This window comes from Ruegeria sp. ABV3_008, assembly GCF_056161185.1.
This window is the reverse complement of the sequence record NZ_JBSWYP010000017.1, coordinates 1-18,653: the sequence shown is the minus strand read 5'-3', so window position 1 is coordinate 18,653 and position 18,653 is coordinate 1. Positions and strand designations below refer to the sequence as shown.

Here is an 18,653-nt window from a genome sequence, read left to right as displayed (position 1 = left end):
ATGCCGAGTTTGACAATTTCAGATCGTAGCAGCTTTTCCAAATGAATGTGGTTTGCGGTTATCGTCGCGTTCACCCCAACAGATCTGTAGCTGGATTCTCTGCGATATCGACGTCATCGTAGTATTTCTGCGCCTGAGCCAGGGAGCGGTGCAGGGAGAGACGCATGGCGGCCTGGATTGGGGCGCCGTCGAGTGCGGCCTGGGTCAGGAAGCCCGAGCGCAACCCGTGTGGCGAGGCAAAATCCTGCGGAAGACCCGCCAGTTTCAGCCGGTGTTTGACGATCTGATAGATAGCATCCGGGGAGAGGCGGCGCTTCAACACTCGATCCGCTTTCGAGACGGGGCGAAAGAGGGGGCCATCTTTGATCTCGCCCACCTCGATCCAATGCACTAGCGCCTGGGCCGCGCGGCTTTTGAGCACCAGCCGGGGCGTCTCGCCCTTAGTTGTGGTCTTGGTCTCCAGCAGGGAAATCCAGACCACGCCGGTCTTTTCAAACTCCTTGAGGCTGACATCCTCGCACATCAACCCGGTGATCTCGGAGCGCCGGCGCCCACCACTGGCCCAGCCCAGCATCAAAATCGCCCGGTCGCGACAATCCCGGCGCTTTACCCGGCAGGTGCCCAGCAGCTGTTCGAGAATATCGCGGGTGATCGGGTGCTGTGACTTCGGGGCAATGGGCCGGGCGGCCGCGCGGCGCGCCTTGGCGCGGGCCTGTTTCACCTGAGGCGCGTCAAATGGGCTGGTGAGGTTCTTCATCCGGTGAAACGCCAACCAGGAGGCGATGCGCCGATCCAGCGTTGACGGGGCCGGGCAGGTGAGGGACTTGCGCAACCCCTGAGCGGTCAGCGCTTCTGCAGTTTCGCGCGCCACATCCGTTTCTAGTGCATCATTCAGATCACGGGCGTGATCGAGAATGAACGCCAGCGCCGTGGCCTCACTTTCCGGCCAGTCTAGCGCCGTCCCAAAGCGCGCTGTTTTCCACGCGGTCACATAGAGCAGGTCGCGCTCATAAGCCCGCAATGTATTGGCGGGCGTGCCGCGGACATAAAGATCGGTCAGGGCGTCCTGATCCGCCTGAGACAGGGCAGGGGAGACGGCTGGGAGATAGGGCGCAGGGGGCTTCATGGGGCACATTCTGCACTGCTTCGCGGCAAATTTCAAATAACCATGATAAGGGATACTTATCAAGAGTAATTACTTTTTTGTGAGACAACAAATGTAACATGCAAAAGTACTGAATTTTGCACGCAATTAGGATAGACAGTTGGCACCTTTATCGAATTAACGGTCCTTAAGGCGTAGATGACCCCACAGGCACCGCTGGGAGCCGCTAATATTCTTAAGCTGGTTGCTTTGGTGGACTCTGGCGATGGCGCGATCCCGGATGTGGCTCGGGATTACCTTGAAACACTGATCGGCATGCTAACCCAGTTGGAATGTCAGATCATAGAGTTGGATGTTGAGATCGCTCACCGCGCGCAGTCGAACTTAATGGCGCACCACCTTATTACGGTGCCTAGAATTGGCCAGCTCATCGCATCTGCGCTAATGGCCCTCGCCTCGCCGCCGGAACCGCTCCGTTGTGGTCGGGATTTCGCCGCCTGGCTCCAAGGCAGCATTCAACAGGGGTTAAACAGCGCCTCGGGGCGACAAAAATGATGGAAGAACGTTCGCTCAGACGACTATTGATAATCGGCGCCAACAGCGTCGTTGTGCGGCGTGCTCGAGCTAAAACGGGAACGGATCCCTGATCGAACGTAAGCCGCCGCAGCTGGTTCGCGTGGCCCTGGCAAACAAGATGGTGAGGATCGTTTGGGCCTTGATGAGCTCACGAGAAGTCTATGGGCCAGCGGGGGCGTCTACACATGTCGCAAACTATTTCCATTGCCGCAGCAAAGCGGGTGCCGGGCGGTGAGGTGCTTGATCTGGGAATCTCAGAATCGTGATTTTTCCGCGTTGGCGAATATGACAGGATAAGGTGGTTGTGTTACAAAACAATACACCCAAGAGTTGATTTTGAGTTAAGCTAGAGCGGTTTTGTTGTGAGGGTGTAGACTTCCCCGCTGGCCTCGATGTGCCATTGTGGGTTTGCGAAACGAGTCTTAGAATTGCCCAGCCGCAACGAAGACGTTTGGATCTGGGTCCATTAACTTAGCAATGGTATCCACCAGATAGCTTAGACTGTTGCCGAATAGACTTAAGAGATTACATGGAAAAAATAGTAATACTAATGGGTGCTGATGACCGTTATGCAATGCCGATGACCGTGGCTGCGCATTCTGCGCTGCACCACTTGGCGCGCGACTGCACAGTTGAATTGCATATCCTCGATGGAGGTATCTCCCTGGAGAACCAGACTCGTTCCAAAGAAATACTTACTCGAACACACCCTTCAGCGGAAATTTACTGGAGAGATGCTGACCTTGATGATTATCAAGGGCTAAATGTTGGAATTTATTCTAAATCTTCCATGATCCGGCTACAGGTCCCTCAATTATTCTCAGAGGATGTGGAGAGAGTACTTTATATTGATAGCGACGTAGTAGTGAACGATGACATTTCTCAATTGTGGCGGGTCCCACTAGATAGACTACCTGTTTGGGCGGTTAACGATGGGCCAACTAGCACCTTTAAGAGTAGCATTGCCGACAGATTTCCTGAGGTAAATGTGCGGGATGATGCCCTCTATTTTAATTCCGGAGTTTTATTAATAAATTTGCCTGAGTGGAGATCGAGAAAAATAAGTGAGAAAGCACTGAGTTTTTTAAAAGAACATAGCCAGAAATTATCTTTTCCAGATCAGGATGCGTTGAATGTGGCTATAGCGGGGGATTGGGGGCCGTTGCCAAATCGTTGGAACATGCAAGTATACCATATAAATCAGCCTTATGGGGCCAATGCAACAGAGCGAGGTATTGTTCATTACACAACATTTAAACCGTGGGAAAGAGATTATACTTCACGGCACAAATTGACATTTTTTAAGGCGTACCTGCGCAGCCGATGGAATTCGTTCCCGAAGGCACTGGTATGGGCAAGTTCGGTTTACTTGGAGCAATGCGTAAAGCATAACTGGATTAGAATAAGAAGGCGATTAAAGTCATACAGCTGAGTTCCATCAAGTATGTTCAAAGTAGGTAATGGTGAATGGTAATCGGGGTGCGCACGATTGCTACGCTGCGCCGCAAGGTTATGGAATCACAATCAGGCGAAGATCAGTATTCTTTTGTTACTCAACAGTTCCCATAATGCGCGCCTTGCTACCCATTCAATAGCTTTACATAACCAAGTTAAAAGATAGCCACTATCTTAGCACCAGTGGCAGACCGCAAGCCCCAGGAAACCTTCATGCAACCAGCACATTCCGGACGCACCACTCCAGTAATCGATGAAGGCGCGCGGCTGCAAGAATGGATGAGTCGGCGTGATATTAAATCTATCCAGATTGTTTCCCCTCATCTCGACGACGCGGTGTTTTCATTGGCTGATTTCTTAAGTCGTACTGAATTCCCATCCCGGACCGTTTTCACAGTGATTACACGTGCAACAGACCAACGGCGCGACATTGATGAATATGAACATCGCAGATGCGAAGATGAGAATGCGATGAGACGCTTGCGTACTTCTTTTGTGCATTGTGATGTTGAAGAGAATGGTTTGGGAGAAGTGGCCGCAGATGGTATTGTTCAGAAATTTTTAAGTGAGATCAATTCTGAAAGATCGGTTGTTCTTTTGCCACTTGGGGCAGGGGGGAAACTTTCTTTTCTAAGTCGGTTGGCCCGACGTTTTTCAAAAACCCCGTTCGGCTGTGCCGCCCATGGCGAACATATTTGGGTGAGGGACCACGTTCGTGAACGCCTGGAGGCAACTGATATTTCGATAGGTTATTATGCAGAAATTCCTTATCAGTGGGCGAATGAAATCTATCAGCTTGAAAGGTTGGCGCATTCTCTTATTGGCCCTCAGTTTGAGTGTTTTACCCTCATTCCCGACAGTGAAGCCAAACTCGCTATAGCTAAGGAATATGCGAGCCAAGTTGAAGGAGAGTTTGGAGTGCGGCGTTCCTATCAACACCGCACGGCCAGTATTTACGAGCGGATTTTTTTGCCGGCAAGTTAGTTTCTAGTGATGCTTTGCCAATTGGCTGATCATCTATATTGCCACCTGTTAAATTTTTATTGGGCCTTGGGAGAAATGGTTCTTGTGTGATAATATCTGCGATGTCTTCTAAAAGTCCAACAATCAACAAGCTATCGTATAAGTCAGCAAAGGGGTGTCAAAAAAGAAGCATGATAATTGACAAGGAAGATGGACCGATTATGGCCTCCAGGCGAATTCCCTTCCAATCTGGAAAAACGCCAAAGGACTTGTGGCTCGGCCAAGCCCCTCTTCATCACGGACACTATAATTTAGGCCCGCATTTATAACCCATTGAGACTCTAGCTCGTAGCTGTATACGGCGTTCAGGTCCGTCCTATCAACGCGTGGATCGATTTCGGTTGAATCGGTCAAGATCTGCGTTGCACCGAGTCCAAAACGTGAAGATGGACCGAGGCCCCAGATATAGCCGACGTCAAGAATATATTCATCACGGAAAACCTCGTCATCTGTGATGACAACATCCCTGTCGAAGAAAATTCGAAGCTCGTTTTCTCCAAATTCATTGGAGTATGTCAACGACCCGATCGGTTCTGTTTTACCGCCATCGGTATGTGCAACGCCCAAGCTAGCCGAGAGCTCAGCGCCCAGTACTTCCAAACTACGGCCAACACGGAATGAATTAAGGCGCCCAGCCAGCGCCAACTCGCTTTCAGCATCGAAAAACACTGCGCCATTAGGCATATCATACTCGGCACCAAATCCTCCGATGAGGCCAGAGGCAGAGTCATCGCCGGAAATCAGTTCTCGCTCATCGATATCCACGTACCCTAACGCGAAGTCCAACCGCAACCGTTCGGTGACTTCCTGAGACAACCCAAAAACAATATCTTTGGTTTTCCGGTCAGTCTGATCCGGGTTATCTTCTTCGTATCGCTCTGCGCTGATATCAATCGTGGCAGTTGTGACCGGCGACAGAATAAAGCCAATGCCCGCACCGCCGCTAATTACATCAGTATCGAATAGATCCGGACTTGTCTGATCTACGTAGTCAAGATTCTGCGTGTCTATGCGGAAATAATAGTTGACCAAATCCTGACGCCCAAAGTCCATTTGGAAGGAAAAGAGTAACTCTCTGCGAGTCCCGTCGCCCGTTAAATCATCGAAATCAGAGGGTAAATCGACTACACCGTCTTCATCTATGAAGTCATTAAGTGACCGAAAAAGACCTATATCATAGCTTGAAAAGTCGAGGCCAAGGTCGAGACCAGCGTTGGCTCCGTCTCGAATGTAACCAAAGTCAAAGATGGAGTCACCGATATCAACGTCGCTGCCTCGATCTGGCAGATCGCTAAACCGCAAAGCGGTAACAGCATCCAAGCTCAGGCTCTGTATGGGAGTTTCACTCGATAGCCCAAAGGATAGGATTGTCGAAGCAATTGATCCATTGCCCTGCTCGGGAACATCAAGCGTTAAGTTGCGACCTGTTTCAAAACGCTGGGCGATGCCGAGTGTCATTTGCGGCCCGCCGGGATCCAACTCAACGCCCTGAGCGATTGCACGGTTGCCTGTATTTACCGACATACAAACAGCACCACACAGCGCTGTTTGCAAACCAAGCTTTAGTTTCACTGCCCTGCCCCTTTTAAGGGGTTATTCGAACAAGCGCCGTTGCGGGATTACAATTACATCACCGTCGACCAGCCTCGTCGATCCCCCTGTTCCTGTGCCGTCCAACATCGCATCATAGTCAAACTGGTAAACAGTTTCCTTACCTGCGCTGTCTGTACGACGTAGCATTATCCGTTTTGTGGCAGCGAATCTAGAAAATCCACCCATCTCGCCGAAGAATTGCAAAAGTGTTGTACCACGCACAGGAGCGTGCCTGCCGGGCGATCCAGCTTCGCCGATGACATATACATCGATCGTCGTTGGCGGGAGCGGCGCAACCGGTACATTGAGGGCTGCTAAGGATACAAAGACGTTGGGGGACGAGGCGAAATTGGGTGCTAAACGTTGTGTCAGGTCATTTGTGACCTGCTCGACGCTCCGACCGCGCGCAACGATTGTTCCAGCCAGTGGCACATTGATACGACCATCCGGACGCACTAGGACCGAACGATTGAGCCCCGCATCTTCCAAAACTTCAATCTGCAAAGTATCGCCAGAACGAATGCGGTAATCGCTCTGCGCGTCTGCCGGAGCTGTGCCAACAAGTCCGACAACAAGTGCAACGAGTAGCGCCAAAATAGGTTTCATCGTAAAATCTCTTCCGTTTTTACCCCGTTTAGAGAGTATCCCCTCAGCAGTGTTCGCAGGTTTTAGCTTCCTCGGAACAGACAACGAATGAAGCTCACCCTAGCCGGCCTATTTTGCCGGGATTCCGTTCAAAACGCTATGCTTTCTTAGAGTTGGGGTGTTTTTTCTTGTGAAAATGGTCGTCTGACAGCATTTGTCGGGTTCACATCGGATTATTGTCCTCAGCCCAGGCTTAATTTGGCCACATTTTATTCTTTTATTCATAATTGAGGCCGAGGGTATTTACGCAGTTCTACTAGGTTGGGAGCGTATGATGGCGATAGGCATGATGTTTTCCGGTGTATTGATCGGCCTTGGTTTTGCCGTAACCGCTCTTTTGTCGGGACTATCGCTGTGGGTAGGGCTGGCCATTTATTTGGGAACTGGAGGTTTGTGGGTTCTGGGTGGCGTCACGTTTCTGCTCATGCGGGGGGCAGCTGAGGATACCGCGGTGCAATCGACGGTAATTTCCCAGCACTCTTAATGCCTTGTGCCTTAATGGTCCGATGCCTGTTCATCCTGCACTATCACTAAAATCTCCTGCAGTCGCTCCAGTTGCGGAAAATCCTGCTGGTCAGCTAGTTTCATTGCTTGTGTAAGCGCCGTGCGAGCGTCTTCTGCGCGCCCGAGGGCCAGATAAGCTTCGCCCAGATGGTATTGCACAATTGCATCCTCGGGCAGGCCAGCGGCGGCCCGTTCCAGATAGGGTAGGGCTTCGGCGTGATTGCCACGACGGAAAGCAATCCAGCCGTAGGTATCCTGAAACGCCGGGATATCTGAACTGCGCAATCGCCGGGCAATCGTGTAGGCACGAGACAGGCTTTCTTCGTCCGTACGGTGCGTCGTGATAAGACTGGCGAGATTGTTCACGACAATCAGGTTGCGACTGTCGAGTTCATAAAGCGCCTGATAGGTGTCAATGGCACCATTGATGTCACCGACCCTCTGTTGATGCTCTGCCAACAACATCTGTGGGATTGAGGCCTCGGGGGCAGACGCAACAGCGGCTTCAATGATCTCAGCAATTTTGTCCGGTCGATCTTCTAGAATCAATATTCTGACAATCCGACGCAAGGGGCCAGGGGCTGCCGGGGCGGCAGTCAAAAGATCGCGGTAAATGCTCTCTGCTGCGGGCAGGTTGTTGTCTGCTTCGTACAGACCGGCCTGAATAAACCGCAGCTCGGGGTTGTTTGGATCCTCCAACAGCCTTTTATCCAACAAGGTGCGTGCTGCATCCAACTTGTTTTCACGCACCAGCGTCGTAATCAAGCCGACCAGGGCCACGTTGTTGGCATCATTGGCCTCGGACAGGTCTTCCAGAAAGGCAATCGCGTCTTCGGTACGCCGCTGTCTAAGCAAAAGCGTTGCTTGAATACGATCGCCTTCAGCGATCGATGTCGGTGTATCAATCGACCTCAGGCGCCAGATCAGTCGCGTCACCTGATCCCAGTTCTGTTTCTGAATCTGTACATCGGCCATGCGCGCAATCAGGGGGATATGAGTGGGCGAAACACGCAGCGCATCATCCAGAGCGGCTTCGGCGGTGTCCGCTCTGCCATGCTCAAGCAGATAATTCACATAGCGTAATGTTTCGGTCGGCGCCTGCCCTGATGTCTCAACCGCCAGAGCGTAACGCTCGCCCGCCAGCTCAAACGCCCCAGCCCGTTCATGCGCCTGGCCCATCAAAGTCATGAGATCAGGATCTCTTGGCGCCCCGGCTTGTGCCGTGCGCAATGTCAGGATTGCATCTTCCGGCTGGTCGTCCTCAATTTGCCAAGATGCTCGCATCTTCAATGCACCAACATGCCCTGGCGTGTCCGATAGAGCTCCTTCAACCTGAGTTTTTGCCGCCGCGATGTCCCCGCTGCTGACCAACATCCGCGCCAGCATAACTTTGAGACTTGATGTCTCTTCCGAAGGGTCGGCCCCGTCCAGAAGGGCGCGCATTTTACCAATCGCCGCCTCGGTTTCTCCGATCTCATAGTCAAGCGCAGCCCGGGTGGCTTGGAAAACCCGTTCTTCTGGATGGTCAGCAATCAGTTGGTCCAATTCTTCCTTGGCGCTGTCATTCCCTTTGTTACGGCGTAAAAACTCCACGACCTGGAGTTTTTCATCCGTACTGGATTCGGGCATGGTGGCTTGTTCACGCAGAAATGCCTCAGCGGCTTCCAGATTGTCCTGATCCATATACAAGGATAACAGGGAGGCACGCATTTGCTGGTCGCGAGGGAATTGGGTCAGGGCTGTCTTCAGGGTATTTTCCAGGCCCTTCAGGTCAGCGCGCTGGTTCAGAATTTGTAGCTTGAACAGATAGAAATCGTAAGATTTCGGCAAATGATCGAGAGCAGTATCAACATCGCTCAAAGCTCGATCCAATTCGCCACGGGTCATTCCGTGATTGATCAACAGACGCCATGCCAGCGGATTATCAGGTTCTTCATCTGAGCGAACCCGGGCCACTTCAGCGGCTTCTGCAGCTGCTTGTGTGTCACCGCCGAGCAAAGCCGCCCGATAGTCAAGGATCGCATTCAGAAAGATCACATCCCGATCCCCCGGTGCCAGCTCCTGAGCTGCGCGCCCATGGCGTTCGGCTTCTTCCCATGCGTCGAATTCAAGCGTTAGCCGGGTCAGTTCGATCTGCGCTTCCAGTAAATCGGGGTCTTGTTCGGCCAAACGCAAATACTGGCTGATTGCCTCCTGCAGTTGCCCCCCTTCAACAAGTGTGCGGGCATAAACAAGCCGTCCGTTCTGGTGCTCTCCGTCGAATTTCAACACGTTGCGGAGTTCAACCAAGGCACGCTCTTTGTCGCCGTCTTCCAGCAATGCAAGAGCCGCCTGGTAGTGACGTTCGGCGCGTTCTTTTGAGTCTTCACATCCGGCTAGAAAAAGAGTGAGGCACAGGACGGGTAAAGCAAAGGTCAAGGAGAGGCGGCGCAACATTAAATTCCCTGTTTGGATAACCCCGAGGATATCCTATGGTCTTTAATGGGAAATACCAGCCGTGCGGTTACCCGGGGCGCAGTTTCAACGCACCCGAGAGATGGGATGGACTAATATCCGGTCCCACGCAGCACAACACCAACTGTCGCGAAAATAATGCCCAGATCAGTGCGCAAAGACAGCTGCCCAGCGTACGAAGTGTCAAAATCGGCCCGGCTGGCAAAGCTGCTGGCATTGCGCTGAGATACCTGCCACAGACCAGTCAGTCCTGGACGCATAGAATAGTAAGCCTCACCCGGATAGAGATTTTTCTGTTCCGGCATCATTGGGCGCGGGCCAACAAGGCTCATCTCACCTGTCAGAACATTCCAGAGCTGCGGCAACTCATCCAATGATGCTTTGCGCATCAACTGACCGATCTTTGTAATACGCGGATCGTTCTTGAGCTTCTGGGACTCGTCCCATTCCCGCTTGGCGGCTGGATCTCGCGCCAGGTGATCTGCTAATAAAACATGCGCATTGGGGACCATGCTGCGCAGCTTCCACATGGTGAATTCCTTGCCGCCGCGACCAATGCGCGTTTGACCGTAGAATGGATTGTTTCCATCCCGTGCAACAAGCAGTGCCAAAAGCAACAGAGTCGGCAGCACGATCGGCAAAGCCAGCAGAACCAGCGCTATATCAAGGGTACGTTTAAAGAAACTTGAGTAAACGCTTACCTGCTGAAAGCGGTATACTCCATGATCGACCTGCATACTAACAGGTTGTGATTTTCTTGGAATATCAGTATATTGAACTGTCACTTTTAACTCTCAAACACAAAAACCACGATGGGTTCATAACTCGTTACAACGCGCTTAACAGCACTCGCATCTACCTGAGGTCACCAAAAATAAACTAGGCCCCAATCGTGACAGAAGCTCTGCCACGCCACAATCTTAACACATTTAAACTCAGGTCCACAAACAGTCAGTGCTTAAAATTCAAAAATTTCAGAGAATTCCAATCTTCGTAAGTTCCGCGCGCGTGGAATGTTTCGATTTTGCGTCTTTTACTGTTTTCAGTTCGTCTTTGATGCAAGAATGGAGACAAAGTGAGAGGCAGGGGTATAGAGCACGATTCCTGATTGTTTCCTAGCTGCGCACAAACGAATTGAGCTGTCTTATTAGATGGTGTTTGCGGATAGTCCCCAAGCGGAGCGAAATGAATAAACTTCGCCGTCATGATGCTCAACCTGCCGGGTGCCCCAAGCCGACAGTCCATCCAGTGTTGGGTTAAGTTTCATGTAAAATATTGAAGATAAAACAAATGATCTCAGAAAATGTCACATATCTATCTATTTTGCGCCGATACGACTAAGCTCTACTGCCGCAAGCTTGCTTGAGCCGTTCAACAAATTCCGGCCAAAACCCATGGCTGACTAAGGTGAGCCACTTTAAAGTTGTTGTACATTCGATGAATTGTTGAGCCGAGCTTGCCTACAGGCTGGCAACGCGGGCCTACCATGTACTAAAGCTGCATATATATTGAAGAGTCTCTCAATGGCTAAATTATACCGTCAGGATCAGAATTGGAGCGCGCCTGGCAAGGAGGATAGACCAATGTCTCAGAATCCATCCTCCAAGGCGACTGGAAAGCTATTGTTTCTAAGACGCCGCTGGCGACAGGATCAGGAAGTTGAGACTGCTGCTGAAAAACCATCTTCGCCACGGGCTCTGCAAGATGCACAGATCTCGTCCTCTACGTTCAATCAGCCTGCAGCATCTCCCGAAAATGCAGATGCTTCGACAGATCAGACGAATTCATTGACCAACCATATGCCCACAGAACAATTCAGCCGTCCGGCGGCGGCAAGCTCTCTTGATCTCTATACCAAGCATTTCAACCTGAAAGAGCGGCCCTTTTCGCTCTTACCGGATCCGGACTTTCTGTATTGGTCGACACCGCACCAGAAGGCCTACACCATGTTGGAATATGGCATTCTGACTCGCGCACCGATCACCCTGATCACCGGCGAGGTTGGGGCGGGGAAAACCACGTTGTTGCAGCATCTTCTGAAGTCCGTCGGCAATGATGTGAAGATAGGCTTGATTTCTAACGCCCATGGGGATCGCGGAGAGTTGCTGCGTTGGGTTTTGATGGCACTAGATCAGCCGGTAGAACCGCAAGCCAGCTATGTAGACCTTTTCGCGACGTTTCAGACCTATCTGATTGAGGAATATGCTAGGGGCCACAGGGTCATTTTGATTTTTGACGAGGCTCAGAACCTAAGTGCAGATGCCCTCGAGGAGTTGCGGATGTTTACCAATATCAACTCCAATAAGGACGAACTGCTGCAGTTGGTTCTAGTCGGGCAACCAGAGCTTCGTGACATCGTCCGCAGGCCAGAATTGCGCCAATTTGCACAACGGGTGGCGTCTAGTTTTCATCTCGACGCGATGGATGCCTCCACCTTGCGCAAATATGTCGGGCATCGACTAGAGGTAGCCGGCGCTGAGCGCAACCTGTTCAGCCCAAGCGCGACCAAACTTGTCCATGAAATGACCGGAGGTATTCCACGCCTCGTCAATCAGCTTTGTGATCTTGCCATGGTATATGCATTTACCCGAGGGCACAGAAATGTCACACGTATCACTGTTCAGAGAGTTTTGGATGATGGGGCATTTTTTGCAGCCAGCCTGCCTGGAAACGAGAGTGATTTAACACTATGATGAATGAGTTCCGCTTCTATCTGGCGCTTTTTCTGCGGCGGCTGCATTATCTGATCTTTATTGTCATTATCTGCGCAGTTGCAGGTGTGCTGATCGCTTTCACGATGCCGTCTGTTTACCGGGCAGAAGCCACACTGGTGGTAGAGTCTCCCCAAATTCCTGGTGAGTTAGCCTCGTCCACCGTTCAGGCAGGTATCGTCGAAATTCTGGAAGTCATTCAGCGGCAAATGCTGACGCGCGCCAACCTTCTGGACCTGGCGCGGCGCTTCAACGTGTACGCCGATCAGCCAGATATGACCCCGGATGATATCGTCAATGACATGCGAGAGCGTATCAATATTGATTTGCCGCTGCATGGTTTCGGCAATCGCGCATCCTTTGTGACTGTTTCCTTTGACGCCCCTACTGGCGAGATGTCAGCACAGGTGACGAATGAGTTGGTCACACAGATATTGCAGCAAAATGTGGCTTTGCGCACCAGCGTCACAAGCCAGACATTGAATTTTTTCGTTCAGGAGGTCGCGCGACTGGATGCAGAGCTCAGTGAACAAGGTGCTAAGGTTCTGGAATTCCAAGAGGCAAACAAAGATGCTCTTCCCGACAGCCTCGAATATCGCCGCAATCGTCAAGCATCTCTGCAGGAACGTATTTTGCAGTTAGATAGGGAACTCTCTGGGCTGCAGGACAGAAGGGCGCGTCTGGTCGAGATTTTTGAACGCACCGGCCGTGCGGATATTTTAGGAGAAAGCCTGACTCCGGAGCAACGCCGCCTCAGGCAGCTTCAGGATGAATTAGCTTCGGCTCTGGTAATTTACTCGCCGGAAAATCCGCGCATCAAGTCTCTTGAAGGTCAGATTGCTGCATTGGAGGCTGCCAATATCCAGCTGGGGCTAGGAACCGAAACGGCTCCTAATATCACTACATTCGAATTGCAGATTTCAGATATCGACGGGCAAATCCGTTTTATTGAAGAAGAGAAAATCGTCATCAACCGTGAGTTAGAGCTTTTGAATCGCTCGATCGATGCAACACCGACGAACGCCATCGCGCTGGGAACGCTTGAGCGTGACTATGAAAACCTGCAGCTCCAATATACTCAGGCTACTGCGGCCCTTGCCGAGGCGCGCACAGGTGACCAGATCGAAGCCCAGTCACGCGGCCAGCGTATTACGGTGACCGAACAGGCTGTCGTCCCTACCGAACCCGCAGACCCGAACCGAAAACTGATTGCTGCTGCTGGCATTGCAGGTGGGGTCGCTCTGGCTGTTGGGGTTTTTGCGCTTCTGGAGATTCTCAATAGTACAATCCGTCGACCGGTGGAGCTGGAACGCCGATTGAACGTACCAGCCTTTGGCACCATTCCTTACATGCAGACACCGGGTCAGGCCGTAGCTAAACGTGCCTTCGTTGCGCTTGCCGTCATGTTGCCCGTTCTTGTTGTGGGGATTGGAATCTACCTGCTACATACTTATTACACGCCGATTGACTTGTTGGTCGAACAAATCTCCGACCGGCTGGGGCTTGAGGCCATGCTGCGTAGGCTCGGCCTCAGCTAAGGGAAACGACACTATGGAACGTATTCAATCGGCCATTCAGAAAGCCCGGGCGAGCAGGCAGGATCAGGCAGAGGCCCCATCTGCACCGCGCAAGGATGATCTGGTCAAAGCGGTGGATGCTAAACCTGATATTTCAACACTCTGGAGGAATCTACCGGAACTGAAGATCAACAACCGGGCATTGGCAAAGGTCCGTATCATTGTCGATCAGGTTACGCATGACGCAGCCCCTTTTGATACGCTGCGCACACGCCTTCAGCATCAGATGAAAACGAACAAATGGCGCCGGGTGGCCATTACCTCTCCGGGAGCAAGTTGCGGCAAGACTACCCTGAGCCTCAATCTGGCTTTCAGTATGGCCCGTCGGCGCGATCTCAGAACTATGCTGGTTGATCTCGATATGCGCCGCCCGGCCATTGCCAAGGTTTTGAACATCCCTCAGCCTTGCAACTTTGCCGACGTACTTAAACGGAAAGCGCCCGCCGAAGACCATATGGTGTGTTATGATAACCGGCTGATCGTTGCTCCCAATCACGCCCCTGTGCCGCGCTCGGCGGAATTGCTGCAAGAACGTGAAACCGGTTGGGTGATTGACCAGCTTGAAGAACGCTATCAGCCAGATTTGATGATCTTTGACACGCCACCCATGCTGGCCTGCGATGACGCCTATGCGTTCTTTGATCAGGTGGATTGCGTGCTTCTGGTAGCTGCGGCCGAAAGCACCACATCGGACGAGTTGGAAAAGTGTGAACGTGAGATTGCCGGGCGCACCAACCTTCTGGGGATCACTCTGAACAAATGCCGCTATCTCGATAAAGCCGACAGTTACGGGTATTGATCCGGCATTATCATTGCTTCACCAGGCGTAACTTCAGGCGGGCAGCCCTATCATATCGACCAATGGCCAGCCGGGACAATGTGTAGGGATATGTACCGCGGGGTGTGAGGTGATTATCGAGCACTGTCGCTGATAAAAACCCCGCCTTGGTGACGGCCTCTTCCACAGCCTTGTTATGATTGCCGTTAGGATAGGCAAAGTGGCAGACACCCTGCCCGGTCCAGTCACGCAGCAACTGGCGGGAGTGGGTGATGCTGTCCAAAGCCTCCGCGATCGGGATCTGATCCAGAAGGTTATGGCAATGACTATGGGCACCGATGGTGACGTTTGGGTTGGCGGCAAGTTCCTTGAGTTGATCCAGCGTGAGTGGGTGAAGGGGGGTCGTGACGGCTGTGAATTCTCCGACTTGACGTAGAATGTCCGCACTCAGGTCTTCGCGCACCCCGGGAGGCACTGTTTTAAGATGTTCGAGAATGTCGGAGATGGCCTGCCAGCGCGCGGGGTCTTTTGGTGTGCCGGTGCTGGCAGGTACGGTGTATAGGCCAAGGCCTGCGCCACGCAGGTCGATTTCACAGCCAGATGGATTTTGCAGCGCATTCATCACCCGGTCGAACCAATAGGGCTGTTGGTGCTCAATCTGGGCTGTGGCGATGTAGATCGTGACGGGCAATGTTTCAGCGCGCAGGATGGGCAGCAGATGGGTATGCAGACCAATATCCCCGTCATCAAAGGTCAGAACCACCTGTGGTCGCTGAGCGTTCCCTGGTCCGGCCAGAGCCTGATCAAGGCTGACAATGTCGTAGTGGGACCGCAGAAACCGGATGTGCTGACGAAAATCATCCGTGCGCAGCACGGTCCAGGCATCCATGGGCTCATGATCGGTCCCGAGGGTATGATAGCATAAGATGGTGATCGGATTGTCACGCAGGGCTCTGCGCTGCAAGACCTGATAGACAGGGGCCGACCCCAAAACGGATAATGCTGTTTTCCGGATCAGCTGCTTCATTCCGCCGCCCTGAAGCACAGATCGCGCAATTTGGCCACCTCGCTTTCAATGCTGTGACGCGCGCGCGTGCGTTCGCGCCCCAGCTCTCCCATATCTGCACGCGCGTCAGGCGGGGTTGCGAGTATATCGCACATGGCTTCCGCCAGTGCTTCTCTGTCTCCGGCCGGCACCAAACGGCCAGTCACGCCGTCCTGAACCAGTTCAGGAATGCCTGCAATATAAGTTGAGATGACCGGGCGAGCTTGTGCCATGGCCTCCATGATGACCACCGGCAGGCCTTCGATAAAACTGGGTTGCACCAGCGCATGGCACGCGCGGAGTTCCTGGATAACCTGTTCCGAACTTATCCAACCAGTGATCCGCACGGCTTGCGACAGACCCAATACCTTTATCTCGTCTTCGATCTGAGGACGCATATCTCCGTCACCTGCCAGCACCAGTTGAGCATTGGGATATTGGCTAAGAACTTCCCGGAAAGCAGGCAGCAGGATCAGATGCCCCTTTTCGGGGCTCAGGCGCCCAATACACAGGAAAGTAGGCGCAGATGCTGGGTCAGCAGGACTGCAGTCCTCAAAGGCAGATGGTTCCAGCCCGCAATGGATAACCTTGAGCTTGTCCCATAAATCCGGAGGGACATGACGCATAAGCTGGCTGCGGGTATAGGCGCTTATGGTAGCCACGAAACGCGCGTCACGCACTTTGAGGTCAAAGCCCAGCTTCGGGGCGTTATCCGCCTCATCCATACCGTGGATGGTAAAGCTGTATTCCGGCCCGCCCAGCAGGCGCAGCAGCAACGCAACTTCAGCAGAGTTAGTGCCAAAATGGGCATGCAGGTGCGAAACTGGCGTCTCCTCTAACCAGCGTCGAATCCGGCAGGCATGAGCGAGATAGATCAGATGATAGGGCCAGGGGCGCATGGAGTTGCGCGACAGGGACAACGCTGCCTTGAACGCCCGCCAAAACGGACCCGGGGTCGCGGTGGCTTGTCTGGCGAGCTCTTTCAGAAGCGAAAGCATTCCGGCATTTAATGTATACCGCGTTTTGGACTGCTCGGTTTTGTCCTGAGGGTCGACGACTTCCGCATCCCAACCGCGAAAGGCAAATCGCTCAACTTCGACACCTTGCCGCTCCATTTCCAGAATCTCGCGCCGGATGAAGGTGTGGCTGACCTTGGGATATTGGTTTGTCAAATAGGCAATGCGCATTGAATGGGATTCTTTATATGATTTGAGGTCTTCTGTATCTGATCCTGCGGGCTCTTTTAAGATTCAGGGGTAAAATCTGAGTTGTTCCGCCTAGCACCAGCCTACTTGTATTCGATGATTTTGATCTCACCACCTCTGTAACGTCGCCAGTAGTATTCCAAGATGCCTTGAGCCTCGGCAAAGTTTCCCAATGTCAGGAAAAAGCCGCGCTCCCAGCTGGGTCTTTGTCCGGCCCCCTCTCGCAGGGCTAGACGTGAAATCTGTAGTGGATAAATGACAGCGAGCAACAAAGCCCAGGGGGTGACAGTTGCGGCCAGTAGCAAGATAGCTATTGGTACAAATAGCCCCCATTTCAAAATACGCTGCACCGCAGATACACTGTGTCGTTCCGGTGGCCCCCCATGCAGGGCGGCCCCTTCAGCAAAGGCATGCCCGCTGCGTCGGGCGCGTTTCCACCATTGGCTGAACCGTGTCATGGCCGCATCGTGCAGGGTCATTTCAGCATCCAGTCGCCAGACTTCCCAGCCTCGAGCCCGAATACGCACACAGAGTTCTGGTTCTTCCCCTGCAATCATTGTGTCGCGGAAACCGTCGACCGTCTTGAACACGTCTGCCCGCATCATGGCGTCACCACCACAGGCTTTGGCCAGGCCAACCGGTGTGTTCCATTCCCAATCGCAAAGGCGATTGTAGGCGGTTGCATCGGGAAATCGTTCACGCCGGCGTCCACAAACGATAGCCGCCTTTGGGTGATCACGCAGAAACGCTTCTGCTGTATTGAACCAGTCTGGATCAAACTCACAATCCCCGTCGATGAATTGAACCAATGTCGGATCACCGCTTTCACACAGGGCTTGAAAACCCGTGTTGCGCGCTCGGGCCGCTGTAAAGGGAACAGACATATACAGCTCAACTACAGTGGCACCAGCTCCAGTTGCCAATGCTGTGCTATTATCCGTAGAGCCGGAATCAACATAAACAACTCTTTCAATATGTGCCGGAATAGAGCGCAAACATTGCCCTAGGCGCTCTCCTTCATTCCGGCCAATGACCACAACGCCGATAGATGGTTTGTGAATCATCGCGCTCCCTTTCGATAAAATCACAACCATACAAACCAGCATAATTATGCCAAGCAACAAGAAGAATGAGCCACAAATTGCTTTCGGGTTGTTTCAACCTTGCCAACGGTGCCGCCTTAGACAGTTTTTCGCTTACGGCGTACCGGGCTCTCGCCATTTTTTGCCTATTTAAGTATATCTTAAGCCCTTTCGATTGAATTGTGTCTGTGTTTCGAACAATTCATCAATTGATGGCGGACTAAACACTCAACTCACAAACAGTGGCCTTCAAGCTACTGCACAACTCAATGAAGTCTGAAATTACGGTGAAAAAAGCGCCTGTCGCGCTTGACCTTGAGCTTGGCGGTTTTCCGCCAAGACATAATTTTGCCGCAACTAAGTCTCGCTGAGGCCGTCAACGAGAAACAATAACCGCATAACCGCGGGATTAGTGGAGAACGGGCAGTATCATGAGTCTTTACGCAGAATACTTCGCGCTGACATCTGGGGTGTCTAGCCTGAGTGAAATCGACTTTTTCACTGATCCTAACATGACCGGCATGGTGTCGGAATTGGACACCTATCGCAGCAATGGCTCGTTGTGGGAGGGCGGTCCGTCCGATGACTTTGCCGCCCGCTACACGGGCAACCTGAATGTCACTAAGGCTGGCACCTATACGCTGTTTCTGACTTCGGATGATGGCTCGGCGCTTTATATTGACGGCCAGCCCGTCATCGACAATGACGGTCTGCATGCAGCCCGGGAACAGCGCGTTACGCTGGATCTGTCTGCAGGCGCGCATGAGATCGAAATCCGGTATTTCGAGCGCGGTTGGGACTCAACTTTACAACTGGAATGGGAAGGCCCTGACAGCAACGGCCAGCGCGAAGTCATCTCGGGCGATGCGTTCAGCCATGGCACCACGGATGATGGCCACG

The 18,653-nt window shown here is 52.5% G+C and carries 15 protein-coding genes and 1 pseudogene; 8 read left to right on the top strand and 8 right to left on the bottom strand.

Going from position 1 to position 18,653, the window contains the following annotated elements:
• Positions 1 to 70 precede the first annotated feature (70 nt).
• Positions 71 to 1,126, bottom strand: coding sequence for a tyrosine-type recombinase/integrase (locus tag ACXAH8_RS21145; RefSeq protein ID WP_475220524.1), 1,056 nt, complete (start codon positions 1,124 to 1,126; stop codon positions 71 to 73).
• 192 nt (positions 1,127 to 1,318) lie between these two features.
• Between ACXAH8_RS21145 and ACXAH8_RS21140 the strand changes: the two are divergent.
• The 3 genes and pseudogenes from ACXAH8_RS21140 to ACXAH8_RS21130 all read left to right on the top strand — a co-directional run.
• Positions 1,319 to 1,916: pseudogene (locus ACXAH8_RS21140) on the top strand (transposase); the annotation flags it as partial.
• Positions 1,917 to 2,210: 294 nt separating this feature from the next.
• Positions 2,211 to 3,113: a glycosyltransferase family 8 protein gene (locus ACXAH8_RS21135; protein WP_475220523.1), complete on the top strand. Its 903-nt coding sequence runs from the start codon at positions 2,211 to 2,213 to the stop codon at positions 3,111 to 3,113.
• 206 nt (positions 3,114 to 3,319) lie between these two features.
• Positions 3,320 to 4,120, top strand: coding sequence for a hypothetical protein (locus ACXAH8_RS21130; protein ID WP_475220522.1), 801 nt, complete (start codon positions 3,320 to 3,322; stop codon positions 4,118 to 4,120).
• Between the two features lie 198 nt (positions 4,121 to 4,318).
• Here the strand turns inward: ACXAH8_RS21130 and ACXAH8_RS21125 are convergent, their stop codons facing one another.
• Positions 4,319 to 5,731 carry a hypothetical protein gene (locus tag ACXAH8_RS21125; protein WP_475220521.1) on the bottom strand — a complete coding sequence of 471 codons (1,413 nt, stop codon included), beginning with the start codon at positions 5,729 to 5,731 and terminating at the stop codon, positions 4,319 to 4,321.
• A gap of 21 nt (positions 5,732 to 5,752) precedes the next feature.
• Positions 5,753 to 6,358 (bottom strand): polysaccharide biosynthesis/export family protein, encoded by a 606-nt coding sequence (locus ACXAH8_RS21120; protein ID WP_475220520.1) that lies wholly within the window; start codon positions 6,356 to 6,358, stop codon positions 5,753 to 5,755.
• 313 nt (positions 6,359 to 6,671) lie between these two features.
• On the opposite strand from ACXAH8_RS21120, the gene ACXAH8_RS21115 reads away from it, so the two are divergent.
• The gene (locus tag ACXAH8_RS21115) at positions 6,672 to 6,881 is read left to right on the top strand and encodes a hypothetical protein (protein WP_475220519.1); all 210 of its coding nucleotides are present in this window, start codon (positions 6,672 to 6,674) and stop codon (positions 6,879 to 6,881) included.
• Positions 6,882 to 6,892: 11 nt separating this feature from the next.
• Here ACXAH8_RS21115 and ACXAH8_RS21110 read toward each other — a convergent pair whose 3' ends face one another.
• Together ACXAH8_RS21110 and ACXAH8_RS21105 are read right to left on the bottom strand one after the other, a co-directional pair.
• On the bottom strand, positions 6,893 to 9,337 hold the full coding sequence (locus ACXAH8_RS21110; protein WP_475220518.1) for a tetratricopeptide repeat protein: 2,445 nt from the start codon (positions 9,335 to 9,337) through the stop codon (positions 6,893 to 6,895).
• Between the two features lie 110 nt (positions 9,338 to 9,447).
• Positions 9,448 to 10,140, bottom strand: coding sequence for a sugar transferase (locus ACXAH8_RS21105; protein ID WP_475220517.1), 693 nt, complete (start codon positions 10,138 to 10,140; stop codon positions 9,448 to 9,450).
• 798 nt (positions 10,141 to 10,938) lie between these two features.
• Between ACXAH8_RS21105 and ACXAH8_RS21100 the strand changes: the two genes are divergently transcribed.
• Genes ACXAH8_RS21100 through ACXAH8_RS21090 form a run of 3 tightly spaced genes read left to right on the top strand, consistent with a single transcriptional unit; the run spans position 10,939 to position 14,442 of the window.
• Positions 10,939 to 12,048 (top strand): ExeA family protein, encoded by a 1,110-nt coding sequence (locus ACXAH8_RS21100; protein WP_475220516.1) that lies wholly within the window; start codon positions 10,939 to 10,941, stop codon positions 12,046 to 12,048.
• Positions 12,045 to 13,604 (top strand): GumC family protein, encoded by a 1,560-nt coding sequence (locus ACXAH8_RS21095; protein WP_475220515.1) that lies wholly within the window; start codon positions 12,045 to 12,047, stop codon positions 13,602 to 13,604. Before ACXAH8_RS21100 ends, ACXAH8_RS21095 begins: the two co-directional genes overlap by 4 nt.
• 13 nt (positions 13,605 to 13,617) lie before the next feature.
• Positions 13,618 to 14,442, top strand: a complete 825-nt coding sequence (locus tag ACXAH8_RS21090; RefSeq protein WP_475220514.1) for a CpsD/CapB family tyrosine-protein kinase — start codon at positions 13,618 to 13,620, stop codon at positions 14,440 to 14,442.
• Between the two features lie 10 nt (positions 14,443 to 14,452).
• Here ACXAH8_RS21090 and ACXAH8_RS21085 read toward each other — a convergent pair whose 3' ends face one another.
• The 3 genes from ACXAH8_RS21085 to ACXAH8_RS21075 all read right to left on the bottom strand — a co-directional run bounded on the left by ACXAH8_RS21085 (position 14,453) and on the right by ACXAH8_RS21075 (position 17,795).
• The gene (locus ACXAH8_RS21085) at positions 14,453 to 15,448 is read right to left on the bottom strand and encodes a polysaccharide deacetylase family protein (RefSeq protein ID WP_475220513.1); all 996 of its coding nucleotides are present in this window, start codon (positions 15,446 to 15,448) and stop codon (positions 14,453 to 14,455) included.
• Positions 15,445 to 16,653, bottom strand: coding sequence for a glycosyltransferase family 4 protein (locus ACXAH8_RS21080; RefSeq protein WP_475220512.1), 1,209 nt, complete (start codon positions 16,651 to 16,653; stop codon positions 15,445 to 15,447). The genes ACXAH8_RS21085 and ACXAH8_RS21080 overlap by 4 nt, the downstream gene beginning before the upstream one ends.
• Positions 16,654 to 16,754: 101 nt before the next feature.
• A complete protein-coding gene (locus ACXAH8_RS21075) occupies positions 16,755 to 17,795 on the bottom strand; it encodes a glycosyltransferase family 2 protein (RefSeq protein WP_475220511.1) in 1,041 nt (346 codons plus the stop codon).
• A 389-nt stretch (positions 17,796 to 18,184) separates the two neighbouring features.
• Here ACXAH8_RS21075 and ACXAH8_RS21070 point away from each other — a divergent pair.
• The coding region (locus ACXAH8_RS21070) for a PA14 domain-containing protein (RefSeq protein ID WP_475220510.1) at positions 18,185 to 18,653 on the top strand (469 nt) is incomplete at its 3' end.

Bases quoted from the DNA above. Each gene is read 5' to 3' on its own strand.
- ACXAH8_RS21085 (WP_475220513.1), bottom strand. From the start codon at position 15,448: ATGAAGCAGCTGATCCGGAAAACAGCATTATCCGTTTTGGGGTCGGCC.
- ACXAH8_RS21080 (WP_475220512.1), bottom strand. From the start codon at position 16,653: ATGCGCATTGCCTATTTGACAAACCAATATCCCAAGGTCAGCCACACC.
- ACXAH8_RS21120 (WP_475220520.1), bottom strand. From the start codon at position 6,358: ATGAAACCTATTTTGGCGCTACTCGTTGCACTTGTTGTCGGACTTGTT.
- ACXAH8_RS21100 (WP_475220516.1), top strand. From the start codon at position 10,939: ATGTCTCAGAATCCATCCTCCAAGGCGACTGGAAAGCTATTGTTTCTA.
- ACXAH8_RS21095 (WP_475220515.1), top strand. From the start codon at position 12,045: ATGATGAATGAGTTCCGCTTCTATCTGGCGCTTTTTCTGCGGCGGCTG.
- ACXAH8_RS21110 (WP_475220518.1), bottom strand. From the start codon at position 9,337: ATGTTGCGCCGCCTCTCCTTGACCTTTGCTTTACCCGTCCTGTGCCTC.
- ACXAH8_RS21115 (WP_475220519.1), top strand. From the start codon at position 6,672: ATGGCGATAGGCATGATGTTTTCCGGTGTATTGATCGGCCTTGGTTTT.
- ACXAH8_RS21090 (WP_475220514.1), top strand. From the start codon at position 13,618: ATGGAACGTATTCAATCGGCCATTCAGAAAGCCCGGGCGAGCAGGCAG.
- ACXAH8_RS21145 (WP_475220524.1), bottom strand. From the start codon at position 1,126: ATGAAGCCCCCTGCGCCCTATCTCCCAGCCGTCTCCCCTGCCCTGTCT.
- ACXAH8_RS21135 (WP_475220523.1), top strand. From the start codon at position 2,211: ATGGAAAAAATAGTAATACTAATGGGTGCTGATGACCGTTATGCAATG.